Source organism: Pseudomonas sp. 22072, from assembly GCF_052046095.1.
GTDB lineage: Bacteria > Pseudomonadota > Gammaproteobacteria > Pseudomonadales > Pseudomonadaceae > Aquipseudomonas > Aquipseudomonas paracarnis.
In genome coordinates this window covers 68,683-88,631 of sequence record NZ_JBQEQE010000013.1, presented here as the reverse complement: position 1 = coordinate 88,631, position 19,949 = coordinate 68,683, and the positions used below count along the sequence as shown (strand labels likewise).

Below are 19,949 nucleotides of genomic sequence, written 5' to 3'. Positions count from 1 at the left end.
ATCACTGGCGGATTACGGGCACACCGAGCCTAGGCGAGGTGCCGAGTGGTGGGGCAAGAGCGTTTTGCTTACTTTGCCGCTTTTGCAAAGTGAGCCGCCGTCAGGGCGGAACCCTAAGTGGCCGTTACCTAAATAACGGATATGTACTCAGTCTGATCCCACATCCCGGTCGGCTGTCAGGCCGTCTTCGCAGGCAAGCCAGCTCCCACATTTGGATCGCGGGGCGTCAGGTAGATATGGGCTGGCCGCCGGGGCCGTCACGGGAGCAAGCTCCCACAGGGAACCGCGCCCATTTCAGGCCAGGTAGCCATCCCCGCGCAACAGGGTTTCCAGGCAGTGTTCGGTGATGTGATAAAACGCCTTGAGCTCCTGGATTTTTGCCAATAGCTGCGCGTTGTCCGCAGGCTCGGCACGTTTGACCGCCAGGATCATCTTGTTCTTGTTGGTGTGTTCCAGCGAGATGAACTCGAACACCTTGGTCTCATAGCCACAGGCTTCAAGGAACAATGCGCGCAGGCTGTCGGTGACCATTTCCGCCTGCTGGCCCAGGTGCAGGCCGTATTGCAGCATCGGCTTGAGCAACGCCGGGCTCTGGATCTGCAGGCGGATCTGTTTGTGGCAGCACGGCGAGCACATGATGATCGACGCACCGGAACGGATGCCGGTGTGGATCGCGTAGTCGGTGGCGATGTCGCAGGCATGCAAGGCAATCATCACGTCCAGCTCACTGGGCGCCACGCTGCGTACATCGCCGCATTTGAACACCAGCCCCGGATGCTCCAGGCGCGCAGCGGCGCTGTTGCAGAGGGTGACCATGTCTTCACGCAACTCGACACCGGTGACCTCGCCCTCGGCCTTGAGGGTATTGCGCAGGTAATCGTGAATAGCGAAGGTCAGGTAACCCTTGCCCGAGCCGAAATCGGCGACACGCACCGGGCGGTCGAGTTGCAACGGCGACGACGTCAGCGCATGGCTGAACACTTCGATGAACTTGTTGATCTGCTTCCACTTGCGCGACATCGAGGGGATCAGCGCCTGCTTGGCGTCGGTCACGCCCAGGTCGGAGAGAAACGGCCGGCTCAGGTCGAGGAAGCGATTTTTTTCACGGTTATGCTCGGCTGAAGGCGCTTCGCGCAGTTGCTGCGGTTTGCTTTTGAACAGCGAGCTTTTGTTCTTCTTGCTGTATTCCAACTGGGCTTCGTCGGTCAGCGCCAGCAAGTGCGCGTTCTTGAACGAGCTGGGCAACAGCTCGGCGATCGCCGCCACGCCGTCGGCCAAGGGGAAGTTCTTGGTGATGTCGCGGGTCTTGTAGCGATAGACGAACGACAGGCAAGGCTGCTCCTTGACCACCACCGGCTTGATGATCAGCCGCTGCAACTCGGCTTCCTCACCGACGTACTTGGCCAGCACCAGCTTGATAAAAGCGTTCTGGGCCAAGCTTGCGCTCAACAGTTCGATGAACTGGGCATGATGATCCGGCGCAGGGCGGGCAGGTTGAGCGGTGACGGACATGAACAAAAACGCCTCGGGTAAAGAATGCCGGGCATTTTAGGCGGGATGGGGGTTCAGGGCACGGGGTTATTTGATCAACGGTCAATCAACCCGAATAAGGATGCTGCCTTGTGTAGGAGCGAGCTTGCTCGCTCCTACAAAAAAGCAGTTATTCGAGTACAACCAGGCGATTGGGCAGTTCGTTGCGGGTTTGGGTAACGGGCACATGCACCTTGAGCAACTCGCCACAGGCTTCAACGCAGGCGATGAACCCGGCCAGCGTCTGCCCCTGTTTAACTTGCTGGGTAAACGCCTGGACAATAGCGTCCCAATTGCTGTCATCCAGGCGCTTGGAAATCCCGTCATCCACCAGGATCTCCACATAACGCTCGGCCTCGCTGACAAAAATCAGCACCCCGGTGCTGCCCACCGTGTGGTGCAGGTTCTGCTCCAGAAACTGCCGCCGCGCCAGGTTGGACGCACGCCAGTGGCGTACCGAACGCGGGATCAGCCGAGTAGTGACCTTGGGCAAGCGGAACACCAGGCACAGCACAATGAACGTCACCCACTGCGCCACCAGCAAGGTGTACATGGTCAGGTAGCCCGACAGGTAATGCACCACACCCGGCACCACCAACGCGATCAAGCTCGCCCACAGCAACGGAATGTAGGCGTAGTCGTCGGCGCGCGCCGCCAGCACGGTGACCAACTCCGCGTCGGTGGTTTTCTCGACCCGGGCGATCGCTTCGGCGACTTGGCGCTGCTCGTGTTCAGTCAGTAATGCCATGGTTGTAGATGCTCTATTCTCGTTATTGTCATTACCAGCTGCCCGAAGCCCCGCCACCGCCAAAACCACCGCCGCCGCCGCGGAAACCACCGCCACCGCCGCCCCCACCGCCGCCGCGCCCGCTGCTGTTGAGAATCGCCAGCAGGATAGCGCCCACTGGCAAGCCCATGCGATTGCACAGCCACAGCACGCCGATCAGCAGAATAAACAGGCCGATGGAAAAACCGGGATTATCCATGGCGAAGTTCGCATCCGCCACATGGGCCGGCACCGCCAAGGGCTCACCGCCCACCACCTGGATCATCGCGGCCACGCCGTCGCTGATGCCCTGGCTGAAATTGCCGGCCTTGAACTTGGGCAGGATCACCTGGTTGATGATCACCCAGGATTGCGCATCCGTCAGCACGCCTTCCAGGCCATACCCGACTTCGATGCGCAATTGGCGGTCATCACGGGAGACGATCAACAGCGCGCCGTTGTCCTTGCCCTTTTGGCCAATGCCCCACTGGCGGCCCAATTGATAACCGTAGTCCTCAATAGGCACGCCTTGCAGGTCGGGCACGGTGACCACCACCAACTGGTCGCCCGAGGTCTGCTCCAGCGCCTGCAGTTGCTGGGTCAGTTGCTCGCGCACCGCCGGGTCGATCATCTGCGCGCTGTCCACCACCCGCCCGGTCAGCGCCGGGAAGGTGAGCGCCGCCTGGGCCACGCCCACGCAGGCCAACAGCCACAGCGCCAGGCCTATCCGTAATAAACGCATCGACACCTCAGTGCAGCCTTATTTGAACTTCACTTGCGGCGCTTTATCGGCATCGGCGCTGGTGGCTTCAAACGTGGCGCGGATCGGCAAGTCGCTGTACATCACGCTGTGCCACAGGCGGCCCGGGAAGGTGCGGATCTCAGTGTTGTAAGCCTGTACGGCCTGGATAAAGTCACGGCGAGACACAGCGATACGGTTCTCGGTGCCTTCAAGTTGCGATTGCAAGGCCAGGAAGTTCTGGTTGGCCTTCAGGTCCGGGTAACGCTCGGACACCACCATCAAACGGCTGAGTGCGCCGCTCAGGCCATCCTGGGCTTGCTGGAACTGCTTGAGTTTTTCGGGGTTGTCCAGGGTGCTGGCATCCACCTGGATCGAGGTGGCCTTGGCCCGCGCTTCAATCACCGCGGTAAGGGTTTCCTGTTCATGGGCGGCATACGCCTTCACCGTTTCCACCAGGTTGGGGATCAGGTCAGCACGGCGCTGGTACTGGTTCTGCACCTGGCCCCAGGCGGCCTTGGCCTGTTCGTCCAGGGTCGGGATGTTGTTGATGCCGCAACCGCTCAGCACGCTGCTGATCAGTAACAGCGCCGCAGCCTTGAAGCCCCAGCGATAAGTGTGTGCTGCTTGCATAGTGTTTCTCCTGCCCGATCTGATGGAATGTGACGACTAACCCTATAAACCACGCGCTTGGGGCATAATCCGCCACCACTGGAATGCTTTGAGCCAATCAGCTACAAAGATGCCCAGCGCGAAAAAGAGTTCAGAGTGTGCTGCATTTATCTGAACAACACCCGAACAACAATAGACGTTCCCCACATTTTGGCCGACAGCATCTCTCTGAATGCTGCGCAGTCGCCGAAAAAGGATATTCATGAAAAAGCTGTGTTTGCTCGGCCTTGTTGCCACTCTGGCCAGCCACCCCGTATGGGCAGAAACAAAGCCTGCTGCGCTTAACGACAAGGACGCCTTCGTCAGCGACCTGCTCAAGCAAATGACCCTGGATGAGAAGATCGGCCAATTGCGCCTGATCAGCATCGGCCCGGAAATGCCCCGCGAGCTGATCCGCAAGGAAATCGCCGCCGGCCGCATCGGTGGCACGTTCAACTCCATCACCCGCCCGGAAAACCGTCCGATGCAGGACGCGGCCATGCGCAGCCGCTTGAAGATCCCCATGTTCTTCGCCTACGACGTGATCCACGGCCACCGCACCATTTTCCCGATCAGCCTGGCCCTGGCCTCCAGCTGGGACATGGACGCCATTGGCCGCTCCGGGCGCATCGCCGCCCAGGAAGCCGCCGCCGACAGCCTCGACATCACGTTTGCACCAATGGTCGATATCTCCCGCGACCCGCGCTGGGGCCGCACTTCCGAAGGTTTCGGTGAAGACACCTACCTGGTGTCACGCATTGCCGAAGTGATGGTCAAGGCGTTCCAGGGCATCAGCCCCGCGAATGCCGACAGCCTCATGGCCAGCGTCAAGCACTTCGCCCTCTACGGCGCGGTGGAAGGCGGGCGCGACTACAACGTGGTCGACATGAGCCCGGTCAAGATGTACCAGGACTACCTCCCGCCCTACCACGCGGCGATCAAGGCTGGCTCCGGCGGCGTGATGGTCGCGCTCAACTCGATCAACGGCGTGCCTGCCACCGCCAACACCTGGCTGATGAACGACCTGCTGCGCAAGGACTGGGGCTTCAAGGGCCTGACCGTCAGCGACCACGGTGCGATCGTCGAGCTGATCAAGCACGGCGTGGCCAAGGACGGGCGTGAAGCCGCCAAGCTGGCGATCAAGGCCGGCATCGACATGAGCATGAACGACTCGCTGTACGGCAAGGAATTGCCGGGGCTGCTCAAGTCCGGCGAAATCCAGCAGAGCGACATCGACAACGCCGTGCGCGAAGTGCTCGGTGCCAAGTACGACATGGGCCTGTTCAAGGACCCGTACCTGCGCATCGGCAAGGCCGAGGATGACCCGGCCGACACCTACGCCGACAGCCGCCTGCACCGTGCCGAGGCCCGCGACATTGCGCGCCGCAGCCTGGTGTTGCTGAAAAACCACAACGATACCCTGCCGCTGAAAAAATCCGCGACCATTGCCCTTGTCGGCCCGCTGGCCAAGGCACCCATCGACATGATGGGCAGTTGGGCTGCTGCCGGCCGGCCTGCACAATCGGTGACCCTGCTCGACGGCATGAACGCCGTGATCGGTGAAAAAGGCAAAGTGATCTATGCCCGTGGCGCCAACATCACCGGCGACAAAGCGGTGCTCGACTACCTCAACTTCCTCAACTTCGATGCCCCGGAAGTGGTGGACGACCCGCGCCCTGCCCAGGTGCTGATTGATGAAGCGGTGAAGGCGGCGAACAACGCCGACGTTATCGTCGCCGCGGTGGGCGAGTCCCGTGGCATGTCCCACGAATCGTCGAGCCGTACCGATCTGAACATCCCGCAAAGCCAGCGCGACTTGATCAAGGCCCTCAAAGCCACCGGCAAACCGCTGGTGCTGGTGTTGATGAACGGCCGTCCGCTGTCGATTCTCGAAGAGAACCAACAGGCCGACGCGATCCTGGAAACCTGGTTCGCAGGTACCGAAGGCGGCAACGCCATCGCCGACGTGCTGTTCGGTGACTACAACCCATCGGGCAAGCTGCCGATCACCTTCCCTCGTTCGGTAGGGCAGATTCCGACCTACTACAACCACCTGACCATCGGCCGGCCATTCACCCCAGGCAAGCCGGGCAACTACACCTCGCAGTACTTCGATGACACCACCGGCCCCCTGTTTCCGTTTGGCTATGGCCTGAGCTACACCACGTTCAGCCTGTCGGACATGGCACTGTCGTCCACCACGCTGAACAAGACCGGCAAGCTCGATGCCAGCGTCACCGTGAAGAACACTGGCAAGGTCGATGGCGAAACGGTTGTGCAGTTGTATATCCAGGACGTGGCCGGTTCGATGATCCGCCCGATCAAGGAGCTGAAGAATTTCCAGAAGGTCATGCTCAAGGCTGGCGAAGCGCGCACGCTGCACTTCACCATCACCGAGGACGACTTGAAGTTCTACAACGCCCAGCTCAAGTTCGCGGCGGAACCGGGTGAGTTCAATGTGCAGATCGGCTTGGATTCCCAGGATGTGCAGCAGCAAACCTTCGAACTGCTCTGATCTGAAGCTGTAAACACGGTCGCTGTGGGAGCTGGCTTGCCTGNCTATCGCAGGCAAGCCAGCTCCCACATTGGACTTGAGGTGGCCCGGCTAACCGCGCCGATCCAGCAGGTTCACCACCAACCGATCAATCCAGCCCCACACCCGCTGCTTCACCCGCCGCCACAATGGCCGCGCCTTCCATGCCTCCAGACTCACCGCCTGGCTTTGGGCAAAGTCCGCTTCGAAACTGCCCACCACCGCTGCCGTCAACTGCGGGTCCAGCGCTTCCAGGTTGGCTTCCAGGTTGAAGCGCAGATTCCAGTGGTCGAAATTGCACGAGCCAATGCTCACCCAATCATCCACCAGCACCATCTTCAGGTGCAGGAAACACGGATGGTATTCGAAGATCTGCACGCCTGAACGCAGCAGGCGCGGATAATAACGGTGCCCGGCGTAACGCACCGACGGGTGATCGGTGCGCGGGCCGGTGAGCAGCAAACGTACGTCCACACCGCGCCCTGCCGCCCGGCGCAAGGCACGGCGCACGCTCCAGGTTGGCAGGAAGTACGGGGTCGCCAGCCAGATACGCCCCTTGCTGCTGTTCAAAGCACGAATCAACGATTGCAGGATGTCACGGTGCTGACGCGCATCGGCATACGCCACGCGGCCCAGCCCCGGCCCGGTGGCGGGCACCTTGGGCAAGCGAGGCAAACCAAAGTGGGTAGCCGGTTTCCACTCACGGCGCGCGGCGTTAGCGTGCCATTGCCGGTCGAACAGGGCCTGCCAGTCCAGCACCAGCGGGCCGCTGATCTGCACCATCACTTCATGCCAGTCGGCGGTGTCTTGCCCCGGCGTCCAGAACTCGTCGGTGACACCGGTGCCGCCGACCACCGCAATGCGCTGGTCGATCAGCAGTAGCTTGCGATGGTCGCGGTACAGGTTGCGCATCCAGCGCCGCCAATTCAGGCGGTTGTAAAAGCGCAGCGCCACGCCGGCATCGGTCAAGCGCTTGCGCAGCCCCAGGGTAAACGCCAGGCTGCCGTAATCGTCAAACAGGCAACGCACCTGCACGCCGCGTTCGGCGGCCAGTACCAGCGCCTGCACCATGGCCTCGGCGCAGGCCCCGGCTTCGACCAGGTACAACTCAAGATCAACCTGCTGCTCGGCCCGGGCGATACCCACCAGCATCTGTGGGAAGAAATTCGGCCCGTCGATCAGCAATTCGAATTGATTGGCGCTGCGCCACGGGAACACCGCGCCGCTCATGTCAGCGCGCCGTGAAGATCAGCACCGCACCCACCGGCACCGACAAACTGATCGATTTGAGCCCTGCCGCCTTACGCAAGGTAGCCACACCGGGCGCCAGGTCGAAATCCTCGGCATGCAGCACCACGGGCTCCAGGGTTACCACCTGGAAACGCCGCTCATCCAGGCGCGTGGCCAGCAGTTCGGCGCTGTAGGTCTGGGTCTTGCCGTGCAGCGTGACGCTCAAGGGCAGGCGCAATTCCAACTGCGCGCCGGACGCCAGGTCATTGATGGGCTGCAGATTGATCTGTGCGCTGATCTGCGCTTCGGGGAAGGTCTTGATCTCGAACAGCTCTTTACGCATGCGCTCGTCGCGCAACGGAATACCGCTGTTGATTGAGTCCAGCTCCACTTCCAGCCGAGCCGCGCCTTTGGCGTCGACTTTGCCGTGCAGCACCAGGAAGCGCTGGACTTCGGCAATCTCGGTGTTTTTGGTGGTGACGAAAGACAGGCGCGAGGATTCGTTATCCAGGTACCAATCGGCGTGGGCGGGCACGGCAGCAAAGGCCAGCAGCGCGAAGACCAGAGGTTTGACATTGAACATAAAGACTCATGGGGCAAAAAAACCTGGGCGAACCTTAAGCGCAATCTCACAACCGGCGCAAATTCAATGTGGGAGCTGGCTTGCTGTGGCGAGGGAGCTTGCTCCCGTTCGACAGCGCAGCTGGAGCCGGCTTTTTGGGGGCGCTACGCACCCCAGCGGGAGCAAGCTCCCTCGCCACAAAAGCCAGCTGCCACAGGGTTTTTGCTGTGTTTTCAAACCAGCGTTCGCTGCACTTCGCAGATCGCTTCTTCAAGGCTGCCCATGTGCAAATTCAACACCCGCTCCACCGGCGCCTGATGCATCGGCCAATGCAGCGCCATGCTCCCCACCAATCGGCCATTGGCGCGCACCGGCAAGGCCACCGCCCGGATCAGGAACGGCAAACGCACCGGGTATTCCCAATAGCCCTCGGTACGCTGTCCGAAGCCCTGGTGCTGGGTTTGCTCGCATGCGCGATAGTGCTCGTCTGCCGCCACATGATTGCGGCCTGCCAGGCGCTGTACTTCGTCAGCCGGCAATTGCGTCAGGCAAGCCTTGCCCATCGCCGAGTGGAACAGGCTGGCGTACTGGCCGACGATCTGGCAGTTGTTCGGGTACAGCTTGCGCAACACGCTGGGGATCGCGCTTTCCATGACCTCCAGGCGCTCGCCATCGAAGCACGACAAGTCCACCACCAGCCCAGTGCGCTCGCTGAGCTCCAGCAACCAAGGGGCGGCGCTCTCCACCACCTGGCGCTTGAAGCGTTGCTGGGTATCGCCAAACAAGCGCCGGGCACGCAGGCGGTAACGCCGATCGCTCAGGCCGCGGTAGACCCACCCCTGTTCCTGCAAGGTCAGCAACATGCGCGACACCGTGGCCTTGGGCAGCTGCGTGAGGTAGTGCAGTTCTTCCAGCCCCAGGGCCTGGTGCTCGCCCAGCAACTCGACGATTGCCAGAGCGCGCTCAACCGAGCGTACGGTGCCTGTCTCCATATTCGATCTCCCTGTTGCTGGTGGATGATCTTTTTTCACAGCAAGATACAGGCCCGGTCAGCGCTCAACGGGTCGTTGCAAGGCACGCCGGTGGCCGGCGTTGTACCCATTGGGTCAGTTGTTCATGGGCATAGGCCAATTGCAGCACGGCCCTGTCGGCCTGGGCCGGGCCAATGATTTGCAGGCCCATGGGCAAGCCCTGGGGGTTGAAGCCCGCCGGGATGCTCATGCTCGGCAAACCGGCGAGGGTCGGGCCGATCACCACTTCCATCCAGCGGTGATAGGTGTCCATTTCACGCCCGCCCACGAGGCGCGGCCAAGGCTGTTGTGCATCGAAAGGGAACACCTGGGCGGTGGGCAACAGCAGGAAATCGTAACGTTCGAACAGCTTGCCCAAAGCGCGGTACCACTCACTGCGGTCCACCGACGCCTGGTAAACCTGCTGGGCACTCAAGCCCTGGCCGCCCTCCACTTCCCATTGCGCTTCGGGCTTGAGCAACGCGCGCTTTTGCGGGTTGGCGTAGGCCGCGCCGAGGTTGCCGTGCACCAGCCAATGGCGGTGTACCAACCAGCAGCGCCACAGGCGCGCCATGGAAAAGTCCGGTTGGCAGCTGTGCACTTCACAGCCCAACCTGGCGAAATCATCCAGCGCCGCTTCGCACAGGCTCATCACGCCATCATCCATCGGCAGATAACCGTTGTAGTCCCCCAGCCAACCGAGGCGTGCGCCGTTGAAGTCGCGTTGCAACGGCTGGCCCAGCACAGCGGGATCGTCCCTGGATGACAACGGCGCCCGGGGATCGTAACCGGACTGAATGCTCAGCAACCGCGCCACATCCGTTACGCTGCGCCCCATCGGGCCTTCGGTGCCCAATTGCTGCACGAACAGTTCCGGCATCGGCCCGTGAGGCACCCGCCCCTGGGAGGGGCGCAAGCCGAACACGTTGTTGAACGCCGCCGGGTTGCGCAACGAGCCCATCATGTCGCTGCCGTCGGCCACCGGCAGCATGCGTAGCGCCAGGGCCACCGCCGCCCCGCCACTGCTACCGCCGGCCGCCAGGAGCGGGTCATAGGCATTGCCGGTGGTACCGAACAGCGTGTTGTAGGTGTGGGAGCCCAGGCCGAACTCCGGCACGTTGGTCTTGCCGATGATGATCGCGCCACTGGCCCGCACCCGCGCCACGCTGATGGCGTCTTCGTTCGGTACATGCTCGGCGAACAGCGGTGAGCCGAGGGTGGTGCGCAAACCCTGGGTGGCCGCCAGGTCCTTGATGGCCTGGGGCATGCCATGCATCCAGCCACGGGAATGGCCCCGGTCCAACTCACGATCACAGGCCCTCGCCTCGGCCAGCACGGCCTCGCTGTCGCGCAGTGACACCAGCGCATTCACGCCAGGGTTAAAGCGCTGGATCTGCGCCAGGTACGCCTGCATCACCTCTTCGCACGATACCTGCCGCCCATGGATGGCCCGCGACAGCTCAGTGGCATCCCAATCAACAATACTCAAGGCTTCACCTCTCTGGAAAACGGCAGCGGCTTGCTCGCCCGGGGTGCCTCGCGCATGCAGTAAGTGCCCAGCAGCGTCAGCACGCACGCAAACAATACATAAAACGAGGGCGCCACTGGCGTGCCCAGCACCTTGCTCAGCCAGGTCACGATCAACGGCGCGAAACCACCGAACACCATCACCGCCACGTTATAGGCCACCGACACACCGGTCGAGCGCACCTCGATAGGGAACTGTTCGGCCAATGCCGTCGGCGCTGGCCCGAAGAACCCGCCAATCGCCGTGCACAACATCACCTGCATCACCAGCAGGCGCTCGATGGACGGCGCAGCGGCTACCCACACATACAAGGGGTAGACCATCACGAAGAACGCCAGGGTGAAGGCCATCAACACCGGTCGCCGTCCCAACCGATCCGAGAGCAGGCCGGACAAGGGGATCACCACGGTCATCAGCGCCACCGCAAACATCTGCACCATCAGCACCTGGTCCAGCGGCAGGCCGAGGTTTTTGTGGGCGAAGGTCGGCATGTTCACCAGCACCACGTAGAACGACACCGTCGCCCCGCAGGCCAGGCCCATGGACACCAGGATGCTGCGCCGATGGTCACGCAGCACTTGCATGAGGCTCGGCGCCGGGCCGGTGGCGTTTTTACGCGCCTGGATGAACTCTTCCGGGTCTTCCATGTGCCGACGAATCCACAACCCCACCGGGCCGATCAACAAGCCCAGCACAAACGGCAGGCGCCAGCCCCACAGGTCGAGGGTTTCGGGCGAAAAGAAATGCGTGACCAACGCCACCATCGCTGCCCCGCCGAACACCGCCAGGCACTGCCCCACCAATTGCCAGGAACCATACAAACCCTTGCGATGGGCCGGGGCGCTCTCCACCAAAAAGGCCGTGGCGCTGGCATATTCACCGCCGGTGGCAAACCCCTGAAGCATCCGCGCCACCACAATCAGCAACGGCGCACCCATGCCAATGGCGGCGTAGCTCGGCGCGAAGGCGATCAGCGCAATGGACACGGTCATTAGCCGGATAATCAACTGCATCGCGGCTTTGCGGCCTTTGCGGTCGGCATAGATACCCAACAGGATGCCGCCCACCGGACGCATGAAAAAGCCCACGCCAAAGGTGGCCAGGGCCATCAGCAGCGATGCGTATTCGTCTTCGGAGGGGAAGAACTGCCGGGCGATGATGCTGGCCAGGAAACCGTAAACGATGAAGTCATACCATTCCAACGCGTTGCCGATCACCGCCGCCACCACTTGGCGGGTGCGGGAAACGCCGAGTTTTGCAGTCTGCATGAGGAACACTCCATTCAACCGATCAGGGAAAGGGTCCAGCGGCAGAAAAAGGCGTTGCTGTAGGAGCGAGCTTGCTCGCGAAGGTCGTTAACGCTGACGCAGCGCTTTCCGGGAGCCCGTGTCGCTTGTGGGTTTTTCGCGAGCAAGCTCGCTCCTACAAAGGGTTGGGTTATCCGGCTGGCTTGAGCCAGCTCTCGGCTAGCGCACCCCAGTAGGCTGCGCCGGTCAGCAGGATGTCGTCGTTGAAGTCATAGGCGGGGTTGTGCACCATCGGTCGCGACACGCCGTTGCCGATAAACAGGTAACTGCCGGGGCAGCGTTGCAGCATCCAGGCGAAGTCTTCGCTGCCCATCAGCGTGCGGGTGTTGCCATCCACAGCGTCGGCACCGAGCAAGGCCACACCGACCTGGCGGGCGAATTCGGTTTCTTCGGCGTGGTTGACCAGCACCGGGTAGGCCGGCCGGTGTTCGATCTGCACGGTGCAGCCGAAGCTGGCGGCCTGGGTCTGGATGATCGCGTTGACCCGTTCCAGCATCTGTTCGCGTACCTTGGGGTTAAGTGCGCGCAAGCTCAGGCGCAACAGGGCTTGCTGGGGAATCACATTGGCGGCTTGCCCTGCTTGAAGGGCGCCGACCGTGACCACGGCAGCTTCCTGGGTGTCTATATTGCGTGCTACCACCGTTTGCAAGGCCATGACCATACTGGCGGCAGCCACCAGCGGATCGACGGTAAGGTGCGGCATGGAGCCATGGCCACCTACGCCTTCGAGCGTCACGGTGAGCAGGTCCTGGGAGGCCATCATCGGCCCCACTCTCAAGCCCAGATGCCCAGCCGGCAAGCCTGGCATATTGTGCATGCCGAACAACCCGTCGCAGGGGAAGCGCTCCAGCAACCCATCTGCAAGCATCGCCTCGGCGCCGCCCTGGCCTTCTTCGGCGGGTTGGAAAATCAGGTTCAAAGTACCGTCGAATTGCCGCGTCGCCGCCAAGTAACGCGCAGCACCGAGCAACATGGTGGTGTGGCCGTCATGGCCGCAGGCGTGCATGCAGCCGGCATGTTGGCTGGTGTAGGCCGCGCCGGTGTTTTCGATGATGGGCAAGGCGTCCATGTCGGCGCGAATCCCCAACGTGCGCGAGCTGTTGCCATTGCGCAACACACCGACCACACCGGTCCTGCCGATGCCGGTGTGCACCTCGTAACCCCACTCCTTGAGTGACTGTGCGACCAGCGCTGAGGTGCGGTTCTCTTCAAAGCCGAGTTCGGGGTGGGCGTGGATATCGTGACGCACAGCGTGCAAGTCGCTGGCAACGTCGCTGAGCCAATCCAGGATGTGCTGGTGCGGGCGCATGGTGATTCTCCTCACAGGCGGGTGGTCCCGTTCTTGTTGGCGACACATCGACAGCTAAGCGCGATGTGCGCGTGAGGACAATCAAAGGTGGTTCCACCCTGTGGAACCTGAGGCCAACCATTTTCTTAAAATCTCTGGAGATCAAAATGTGGGAGGGGGCTTGCCCCCGATGACGGACTGTCAGCCAAAACATTTCCAACTGACCCACCGCTGCCGGGATCAACAGCGAAATGCCACCGGTTGCGAGGCCACGTACATAGCGTTAATCTCCCCACCGTCGCTGCTCATCAACGACCGGGCGTGGAATCCCGAGAAAGAAGCTCATTTTGGTTGTACCAAAGGAGCAAGCTTATGCCGTACGAAATACCCTCAGCCGAAACCATCGGCGCCGCCACCTTCGCAGACTGCGGAGAAAACAAAAGCCACCTGAAACTGTTCCGCGTCAACGCCGGGGTTCCGCTTGTGGAAGCCCTCGAACACGCCTCCCACGTGCTCTACTACGCCAAAATGCTCTCCCTTGAAGCTGCCATGGACCGCAGGGCCGAGAGGTTTGCGTTCGCCTCGCATTACTTGGGCGAAATGGGCAAAGCCATCATCGACGACCTGCTGCTGGCGATGCAGCCCGGCACTCCACCTGTGCAATAAGTAATACGCGCCCGGTGCACGGCATCGGGCGCCGCAATCCCATCAGATTAATACGACGAAACTCACGGAATCGTCTGACTTTACCCTAAGTAAATCCCTCTCCAAAGTCTGGCTTGCCACTGACTCTCCCTTGCTCGTTTACCTCGATTGAAATGCGTCACGCGTTAGTTTTCTTGTCGAGACGAGGAGGAAAGTACGGCCAAAAAACTTAATGGATAAAGGGAAAAACAATGAGCGTAGGTTATTTCATTGGCCTGGGTGACAAGACCACCTGCGGCGGGGAAGTGCTGGACGGAGATAAAAGAGTCAACATCCATGGCCTTCTTCATGCCTGCGAAGGTGATCGAGTTACCTGTGGCAAGGATGGGCAAACATATAAGATCGTCGGTGGCATTTCTTACATGAACAGTCATGGCCGGCTTATGGCCGGTACGTTGGATAGTTACAGCGACTGTCCCTGTAAAGCCGAGCTGATTCCTTCAGTGTTTTCAGCTCAATATGGTAAAGATAGCGGCGCTACGAACTCCGCCAGACGAGCAGCCGAACCGGTCCGAGCCACTACCAGTTGGGCGGCGCCTTCTCAAAGCGCTTACAAACCGCCAAGCCATTCAGTCCCGTCTGCATTTAACGGCCTATCGGGCCAGGAACCAGGTTTTTATATCGTGCCCAAAAGCACTACGCGCGAGGCTTTGGAGGCCACGCTTTTTCCAGTTCTTGACCCGGCTGTAATGCGCAAGTTTCAAACGCTGAATCCCAATACAGGTCACTTCAAAGCCGGCTCAATGGTCGTGCTCAGCGATCCGAACAACACCTCCTGCACTTATCAGGAAGCGCAGTTGATGCAGGCCGCAACAAGTTGATGCCTCCCTGGATTCCCTTACGCCGGACGAGGCCGACTTTCTGTATCGACACGGTGCCGAAATCGCCAGCTTCATAGGCCATACCTCAACCTGGCTCGGCGTGAGTGCGGTGGTGATGGAAACGCACCTGAATAACTTGCGCAACACCCTCCAGGCCATCGAGCGTCTACACCAACAAACTTATCGTCAGCACGGCCACCTTAAGTCGTCGCAGTTCTTCACGGATCGCCAGCGTCTTATGAGCCAGCTGGATGCTCATCTGTTGAATTCCACTCGGCTGCGTGGCCACACCACCCTGGGCGATCACCCCAAGTTGAAAACAGCCCTCGGCATTTCCAGTCGTAGCTTGGTGCACCATTGGGACAAGGCCGGTGCGCCGGGGCAGATTCCGGGATATGCCGCTCACGTGGAAGCAACGAGTCGTGCTACCCAATACATGAAGGCGGGCGGTTACATCGGGATTGGGATTGGCGGAGTGTCTTCGCTGATGGCTATTGAGCAGGTATGTAACGGCGAATCTGGGCCAGCTTGTGAGAAGGTCAAGTTTACTGAAGGCGGAAAATTTGGGCTTTCTACTGCCCTCGGCGTTGCAGGTGGCGCGATGGCTAGTTCTGCCAGTGGTCCGATCTGCCTGGCGATTGGCGTAGCCACTGGAGGTATCGGAGGCGTTGTATGCATCGCAGCTATAGTAGGGACAGGCGCATGGATGGGGACGACTGTTGGTAATATGACTGGCGAAGCTATCGGAGAAAAAATTTACGAAATGACTCAACCATGACCGGTATCGACACTTGGCCTCCCTGGGCTGCAATCTTTGTTTTGGGGGCCCCAGGTCTGCTCGCAGTTGCCGGGATTGCTCATAGTTTGCACCTGAGCCACCGTCATCTGGACGCATTAAAGGAGGCTTTGAAAAACAGTCGGTATATCTACCTATGGGGAGATAGCCTAGGAAAACGGGGCTTGATTTGGTCACTCTTGGAAATATCAAAAATCGCGGGGATGGTCGTGTGGCCGAGGGCTTATGTTCTTACCGGTGATGTAAATCCTGCTGATATCGAAACATTTCCAGCTCGTCTGAAACGGCGTCTGATCGTCAATATGACGCTGATGTTCACGTCATTCACATGGGGGGTAGTTGCCGCCATGCTTGTGAAGTTCAGGTAGCTCAAACGGGCCTCAGCCGAGGTCCGACATCAGCAAAAAACCAGCGCCGTTGCGTCCGCCAGCGCATATCCCCTGTGGGAGCGGGCTTGCTCGCGAATGCGCAATACCAGCCAATACATGTGTTGACTGNGAGCAAGCCCGCTCCCACAGGAGGTGATGGGGTGTGTCAGGGAGTCAGGCGGCAGCCTTGGCGGTTGCCTATCCATCGCGCTGTATGCGTACGCCCCAAACCACTCGCCTTTACTTCACTGCGCTCAGGCGTGTCGATAAACGCACTGGTTGGCACGTACTGCTTCACATACCCCAGGCAATACTGCGCCGGGTTGTTGGCCACGTACCGGCACGAGCAGTACTCCTTGGCGGTGTACGCCGCGATGATGTCGGGGAAGGCTTGCAGGTTGACGCGCTCGTGCCAAACCCAGCCGAACAATGCGAAAAGCAACACCAGTAAAACGCTGATGAACGGATGACGACGGATCATGAGCGCACCGCCGCCAGCACGCGTTTGAGCAGTTCGTTATGCCGGTAACTGCCATCCCGATCATCGCCGTAACGCACGATCACCAGGTGTTCGTCGGGCAGCACAAACAGCGCCTGGCCCCAGTGCCCCAGCGCGGCGAAGGTAGTGGCCGGTGCGTCGGGCCAGGGTTGGGGGGCGCCGGTGTTGAGCCACCAATGGCCGCCCGGCACAGCTTCATCCTGGCCGACTTTGTAGCGGTCGAAGGGCCGGCGGTTGAAGGTGACCCAGTCCTTGGGCAGCAGTTGCCGCACGCCCCAGCGCCCATCCCGCGCCATCAGTAAACCTACTCGTGCCAGATCCCGGGCCGTGAGGTAGGCATAGGACGACGCGACAAACGTTTCATCGGCGTCGGTTTCCCAGGTTGCGTCGCGAATGCCCAGGGGCTGGAACAGCGCGTCCCACGGGTAGGTCATGTAGGCCTTGTGGCCGAGCATGCCCTTGAGCGCAGCGGACAGGATAGTGCTGTCGCCACTGGAATAACGGAAAGCCTGGCCAGGAACGGCGGCGGCCTCGGTATCCGCCGCGAATTGCGCCATGTCGGTGTGGCCACGGGTGTAGAGCATCGCCACCACCGAGGATTTCAACGGGGCGTACTCGTAGTCTTCCTGCCAGTCCAACCCGGAGGCCCAGTGCAGCAGGTCGGCCATGCTCACTTTGGGGTGCTGCTTCATCGGTGGGTAGAAACGTGCGACAGGGTCGCCGAGTTTGAAGCGGCCTTGCCCGTAGGCCACGCCCAGCACGGTAGCCATCAGGCTTTTGCTGACGGACCAGGTCAGGTGCGGTGTGCTGGCAGTGGTGGGCGCGGCGTAGCGTTCATAGATGATTTCGCCATCCCGAATGACCAGCAACGCATCGGTGCGAATACCGTTGCGGGTGGCATCGTCACGAGGTGGGAAAGCGTAGGCGTCCAGGGCATCGACAGCGGGACCGGTGAGGGTTGTGCCCACGGCCCACTCCTTTTCAGGCCAGATTTCAGCGCGAGCATTCACGGCGACAAACAGCAGGGCAACGCACAACAGGCCTCGGACCATGGACGCAAACTCAAGGGGGCATTCAAGCCCGCGAGCCTAGCTCACGCCAGTGACAGATTTGCGACAAGGGGGCTGTCATCCAACCGTCACCGTAACTTCATGGAGCTGACACCGAGGCTACATAGCCTGACTTTGGACAACAAAGTCGACTGGCCGCAACCTGGCCGGCACCCGGAGACTCGCTATGACTCAGATCGCCCGCATCAGCGACAAAGGCAATGAACGCCGTCTGCAAGCCGAACGCCTGGTAGGCACGCAGGCATTGCAGGAAGCCCAGGCCCTGCGGTTCAACGTGTTCAGCGGCGAGTTCAACGCCAAGCTGAAAGGCGCGGAACTGGGTCTGGACATGGATGACTATGATGTTCACTGCAGCCATATCGGCGTGCGGGATTTGAACAGCGGTCGACTCGTCGCGACTACCCGTCTGCTCGACCACCAGGCCGCCAGCACCCTGGGCCGGTTCTACAGTGAAGAAGAATTCAGCCTGCATGGCCTGCTGCACTTGCAGGGCCCGATCCTGGAGATTGGCCGCACCTGCGTCGACCCGGCCTATCGCAATGGCGGCACCATCGCGGTGTTATGGGGCGAGTTGGCCGAAGTGCTCAACCAGGGCGGCTACAGCTACCTGATGGGCTGCGCGAGCATCCCGATGCACGATGGCGGCATCCAGGCCCACGCGATCATGCAGCGCTTGCGCGAGCGCTACCTGTGCAACGAACACCTGCGCGCCGAACCGAAAAAACCACTGCCGGCCCTGGACCTGCCGTCCAACGTCATCGCCGAAATGCCGCCGCTGCTCAAGGCCTACATGCGCCTGGGCGCGAAGATCTGCGGCGAGCCGTGCTGGGATGAAGACTTCCAGGTAGCAGACGTGTTTATCCTGCTCAAGCGCGACGAGTTGTGCCCGCGTTACGCGCGCCACTTCAAGGCGGCCATGTGATGAACCGCCTGCGCATTTACGGGCGCATCGCCCGCGTGCTGTTGGTGGTGGGGCTGGGGTTGAGCATGGCCAGTGTGTTTGGCCTGTTCGAGCGCCTGGGCGTGGCTAACTCGATGGTGCGGCGCCAGCGTTGGTCGCGCTTCTTTATGGCGCGACTGACCAACGCCCTGCCCTTTCGCGTGACGGTGCATGGCGAGTTGCCGCAAACGCCGATGCTGTGGGTGAGCAATCATGTGTCGTGGACGGATATTCCGTTGCTGGGCATGGTGGCGCCGATGTCGTTTTTGTCCAAGGCCGAGGTGCGCACCTGGCCGGTGGCCGGCTGGCTGGCGGCCAAGGCTGGCAGCCTGTTTATTCGTCGCGGATCAGGTGACAGCCAACTGATCCGCAAGCAAATGACCCGTCATCTGGAGCAACAGCACCCCTTGCTGATGTTCCCCGAAGGCACCACCACCGATGGGCGCGGCCTGCGCACGTTCCACGGGCGCTTGCTGGCCAGCGCGATCGATGCGGATGTATCACTGCAGCCGGTAGCGATTCGGTATCTGCGCGACGGCCAAGTCGACCCGCTGGCACCCTTTATTGGCGATGATGATTTGCTCTCGCACCTGATGCGCTTGTTTTCCAATGACCGCGGCGATGTGGAGATTCATGTGCTCAAGCCGATTGCCTGCGCCGGGCAGGAACGTGCGGCGTTGGCGTATCAGGCGCAGCAGGCGGTGCAGAAGGCATTGTTCGGCCCGGTGCCGGAAACCGAGCAAGTGGCCGCTCGGCCTGCATTCGCAGCCTGAAGCAATGTGAACTCAATCCAAATGTGGGAGCTGGCTTGCCTGCGATGGCGGTGGGTCAGCCATAACATTCTCAACCGGTAGGCCGCTATCGCCGGCAAGCCAGCTCCCACATTCAGATCTCATGTAGTCAGTTGAGATTGTGCAAATTTCTGCAGCTCTGGGTAGAACAGTCGAAAGTCGCCACTCAGGGGTTCATACAAAACCCGCAACTCCTGCATCGCATACCCCAGTTCCTCAGGCTGTGTCAGCCGCCGCGAAATCCCGCGCAATACCTGCTCCATCACCGCAAACTCGCGGTAAGAGCCCAACCAATCATCCGCAGCCATATACGGCGCAATCTGCGCCAGCCGCCCCGGTAGTGCGGGTTCGGCGGCCAGTGCCCGATATACCCGAGAGGTGAATAGCTCCAGAGGCTGGTCGGCATACAGCGCCCAATCCCGCGCCAGGCAATGGTCGAAAAACACATCGAGGACGATCCCGGCATAGCGCCTGCGGGTCAGACTGAAGCGCGACAACGCCTCGCCCACCAGCGGATGGCTATCGGTAAAGCGGTCGATGGAGCGATGCAACTGGATCGCCGCTTCGATTTGCGGGCTGAACTGGCCCTGCAGGCGGCCTTTGACGAAGTCGCCATAGAGACTGCCCAGCAATTGCGCAGGAAGTTGGCCGCCCAGGTGCAGATGTGCGAGATAATTCATGCTACGCAGTCTACCACTGCCACTCGCATATCGTTATAACCCGATATACCGATTTGGCCTGGCCTCAGATCAAAATCATATTGGTATATCGGAATATTACGATTTAAAGTTCGCCTCATCGCGATATAACGCTTT

At 60.8% G+C, this 19,949-nt stretch carries 18 protein-coding genes and 1 pseudogene; 6 read left to right on the top strand and 13 right to left on the bottom strand.

The genetic code is table 11. The annotated features are described in order from the left end of the window. Positions 1-294 precede the first annotated feature (294 nt). The 4 genes from ACTJLA_RS15420 to ACTJLA_RS15405 form a co-directional block, all read right to left on the bottom strand. Positions 295-1,512 (bottom strand): class I SAM-dependent methyltransferase, encoded by a 1,218-nt coding sequence (locus tag ACTJLA_RS15420; RefSeq protein WP_259285025.1) that lies wholly within the window; start codon positions 1,510-1,512, stop codon positions 295-297. A 148-nt stretch (positions 1,513-1,660) separates the two neighbouring features. Beyond that, positions 1,661-2,278, bottom strand: coding sequence for a TPM domain-containing protein (locus ACTJLA_RS15415; RefSeq protein WP_262020446.1), 618 nt, complete (start codon positions 2,276-2,278; stop codon positions 1,661-1,663). Between the two features lie 31 nt (positions 2,279-2,309). Next, positions 2,310-3,038, bottom strand: coding sequence for a TPM domain-containing protein (locus tag ACTJLA_RS15410; RefSeq protein ID WP_054917592.1), 729 nt, complete (start codon positions 3,036-3,038; stop codon positions 2,310-2,312). 18 nt (positions 3,039-3,056) lie between these two features. Further along, positions 3,057-3,668, bottom strand: coding sequence for a LemA family protein (locus ACTJLA_RS15405; RefSeq protein WP_014717327.1), 612 nt, complete (start codon positions 3,666-3,668; stop codon positions 3,057-3,059). A gap of 241 nt (positions 3,669-3,909) precedes the next feature. On the opposite strand from ACTJLA_RS15405, the gene bglX reads away from it, so the two are divergent. Continuing rightward, a complete protein-coding gene (gene bglX / locus ACTJLA_RS15400) occupies positions 3,910-6,201 on the top strand; it encodes a beta-glucosidase BglX (RefSeq protein WP_314549400.1) in 2,292 nt (763 codons plus the stop codon). A 90-nt stretch (positions 6,202-6,291) separates the two neighbouring features. Here bglX and ACTJLA_RS15395 read toward each other — a convergent pair whose 3' ends face one another. The 6 genes from ACTJLA_RS15395 to ACTJLA_RS15370 form a co-directional block, all read right to left on the bottom strand. Continuing rightward, positions 6,292-7,449 (bottom strand): phosphatidylserine/phosphatidylglycerophosphate/cardiolipin synthase family protein, encoded by a 1,158-nt coding sequence (locus ACTJLA_RS15395; protein ID WP_314549396.1) that lies wholly within the window; start codon positions 7,447-7,449, stop codon positions 6,292-6,294. Position 7,450: 1 nt separating this feature from the next. Beyond that, on the bottom strand, positions 7,451-8,032 hold the full coding sequence (locus tag ACTJLA_RS15390; RefSeq protein WP_054898725.1) for a YceI family protein: 582 nt from the start codon (positions 8,030-8,032) through the stop codon (positions 7,451-7,453). A 212-nt stretch (positions 8,033-8,244) separates the two neighbouring features. Next, positions 8,245-9,003: a helix-turn-helix domain-containing protein gene (locus tag ACTJLA_RS15385; protein ID WP_186526586.1), complete on the bottom strand. Its 759-nt coding sequence runs from the start codon at positions 9,001-9,003 to the stop codon at positions 8,245-8,247. Positions 9,004-9,067: 64 nt separating this feature from the next. Then, complete coding sequence (locus ACTJLA_RS15380) at positions 9,068-10,510, bottom strand: amidase (protein ID WP_314549388.1); 1,443 nt, start codon at positions 10,508-10,510, stop codon at positions 9,068-9,070. After that, the gene (locus ACTJLA_RS15375) at positions 10,507-11,817 is read right to left on the bottom strand and encodes a citrate-proton symporter (RefSeq protein WP_034125986.1); all 1,311 of its coding nucleotides are present in this window, start codon (positions 11,815-11,817) and stop codon (positions 10,507-10,509) included. Before ACTJLA_RS15375 ends, ACTJLA_RS15380 begins: the two co-directional genes overlap by 4 nt. Positions 11,818-11,986: 169 nt before the next feature. After that, positions 11,987-13,165, bottom strand: a complete 1,179-nt coding sequence (locus ACTJLA_RS15370) for a M20 aminoacylase family protein (RefSeq protein WP_054921982.1) — start codon at positions 13,163-13,165, stop codon at positions 11,987-11,989. Between the two features lie 351 nt (positions 13,166-13,516). Here ACTJLA_RS15370 and ACTJLA_RS15365 point away from each other — a divergent pair, with 351 nt between their 5' ends. From ACTJLA_RS15365 to ACTJLA_RS15355, 3 genes and pseudogenes are all read left to right on the top strand, one after another. Continuing rightward, positions 13,517-13,810 carry a DUF3077 domain-containing protein gene (locus ACTJLA_RS15365; RefSeq protein ID WP_054899015.1) on the top strand — a complete coding sequence of 98 codons (294 nt, stop codon included), beginning with the start codon at positions 13,517-13,519 and terminating at the stop codon, positions 13,808-13,810. Positions 13,811-14,040: 230 nt separating this feature from the next. Continuing rightward, a pseudogene (locus ACTJLA_RS15360) lies at positions 14,041-15,448 on the top strand (PAAR domain-containing protein). Continuing rightward, entirely contained in the window at positions 15,445-15,834 is a 390-nt protein-coding gene (locus ACTJLA_RS15355; protein WP_034125982.1) for a hypothetical protein, read from the top strand. Before ACTJLA_RS15360 ends, ACTJLA_RS15355 begins: the two are co-directional and overlap by 4 nt. Positions 15,835-16,000: 166 nt before the next feature. On the opposite strand, the gene ACTJLA_RS15350 is transcribed toward ACTJLA_RS15355, so the two are convergent. Both ACTJLA_RS15350 and ACTJLA_RS15345 read right to left on the bottom strand, forming a co-directional pair. Beyond that, positions 16,001-16,315 (bottom strand): amidase, encoded by a 315-nt coding sequence (locus ACTJLA_RS15350; protein WP_314549373.1) that lies wholly within the window; start codon positions 16,313-16,315, stop codon positions 16,001-16,003. Continuing rightward, on the bottom strand, positions 16,312-17,385 hold the full coding sequence (locus ACTJLA_RS15345; protein WP_054921977.1) for a serine hydrolase domain-containing protein: 1,074 nt from the start codon (positions 17,383-17,385) through the stop codon (positions 16,312-16,314). Before ACTJLA_RS15345 ends, ACTJLA_RS15350 begins: the two co-directional genes overlap by 4 nt. 184 nt (positions 17,386-17,569) lie before the next feature. Here ACTJLA_RS15345 and olsB point away from each other — a divergent pair, with 184 nt between their 5' ends. Continuing rightward, positions 17,570-18,325, top strand: coding sequence for an L-ornithine N(alpha)-acyltransferase (olsB, locus tag ACTJLA_RS15340; RefSeq protein WP_054921975.1), 756 nt, complete (start codon positions 17,570-17,572; stop codon positions 18,323-18,325). Beyond that, positions 18,325-19,116 (top strand): lysophospholipid acyltransferase family protein, encoded by a 792-nt coding sequence (locus ACTJLA_RS15335; RefSeq protein WP_032893104.1) that lies wholly within the window; start codon positions 18,325-18,327, stop codon positions 19,114-19,116. Before olsB ends, ACTJLA_RS15335 begins: the two co-directional genes overlap by 1 nt. A gap of 119 nt (positions 19,117-19,235) precedes the next feature. Here ACTJLA_RS15335 and ACTJLA_RS15330 read toward each other — a convergent pair whose 3' ends face one another. Beyond that, the gene (locus tag ACTJLA_RS15330; RefSeq protein WP_314549366.1) at positions 19,236-19,814 is read right to left on the bottom strand and encodes an ACP phosphodiesterase; all 579 of its coding nucleotides are present in this window, start codon (positions 19,812-19,814) and stop codon (positions 19,236-19,238) included. Positions 19,815-19,949: the final 135 nt, after the last annotated feature.

Coding starts and splice junctions, on each gene's coding strand:
- ACTJLA_RS15375 (WP_034125986.1), bottom strand. CDS start 11,817: ATGCAGACTGCAAAACTCGGCGTTTCCCGCACCCGCCAAGTGGTGGCG.
- ACTJLA_RS15385 (WP_186526586.1), bottom strand. CDS start 9,003: ATGGAGACAGGCACCGTACGCTCGGTTGAGCGCGCTCTGGCAATCGTC.
- ACTJLA_RS15350 (WP_314549373.1), bottom strand. CDS start 16,315: ATGATCCGTCGTCATCCGTTCATCAGCGTTTTACTGGTGTTGCTTTTC.
- ACTJLA_RS15415 (WP_262020446.1), bottom strand. CDS start 2,278: ATGGCATTACTGACTGAACACGAGCAGCGCCAAGTCGCCGAAGCGATC.
- ACTJLA_RS15370 (WP_054921982.1), bottom strand. CDS start 13,165: ATGCGCCCGCACCAGCACATCCTGGATTGGCTCAGCGACGTTGCCAGC.
- ACTJLA_RS15355 (WP_034125982.1), top strand. CDS start 15,445: ATGACCGGTATCGACACTTGGCCTCCCTGGGCTGCAATCTTTGTTTTG.
- ACTJLA_RS15345 (WP_054921977.1), bottom strand. CDS start 17,385: ATGGTCCGAGGCCTGTTGTGCGTTGCCCTGCTGTTTGTCGCCGTGAAT.
- ACTJLA_RS15395 (WP_314549396.1), bottom strand. CDS start 7,449: ATGAGCGGCGCGGTGTTCCCGTGGCGCAGCGCCAATCAATTCGAATTG.
- ACTJLA_RS15335 (WP_032893104.1), top strand. CDS start 18,325: ATGAACCGCCTGCGCATTTACGGGCGCATCGCCCGCGTGCTGTTGGTG.
- ACTJLA_RS15410 (WP_054917592.1), bottom strand. CDS start 3,038: ATGCGTTTATTACGGATAGGCCTGGCGCTGTGGCTGTTGGCCTGCGTG.
- olsB (WP_054921975.1), top strand. CDS start 17,570: ATGACTCAGATCGCCCGCATCAGCGACAAAGGCAATGAACGCCGTCTG.
- ACTJLA_RS15365 (WP_054899015.1), top strand. CDS start 13,517: ATGCCGTACGAAATACCCTCAGCCGAAACCATCGGCGCCGCCACCTTC.
- ACTJLA_RS15405 (WP_014717327.1), bottom strand. CDS start 3,668: ATGCAAGCAGCACACACTTATCGCTGGGGCTTCAAGGCTGCGGCGCTG.
- ACTJLA_RS15330 (WP_314549366.1), bottom strand. CDS start 19,814: ATGAATTATCTCGCACATCTGCACCTGGGCGGCCAACTTCCTGCGCAA.
- bglX (WP_314549400.1), top strand. CDS start 3,910: ATGAAAAAGCTGTGTTTGCTCGGCCTTGTTGCCACTCTGGCCAGCCAC.
- ACTJLA_RS15420 (WP_259285025.1), bottom strand. CDS start 1,512: ATGTCCGTCACCGCTCAACCTGCCCGCCCTGCGCCGGATCATCATGCC.
- ACTJLA_RS15390 (WP_054898725.1), bottom strand. CDS start 8,032: ATGTTCAATGTCAAACCTCTGGTCTTCGCGCTGCTGGCCTTTGCTGCC.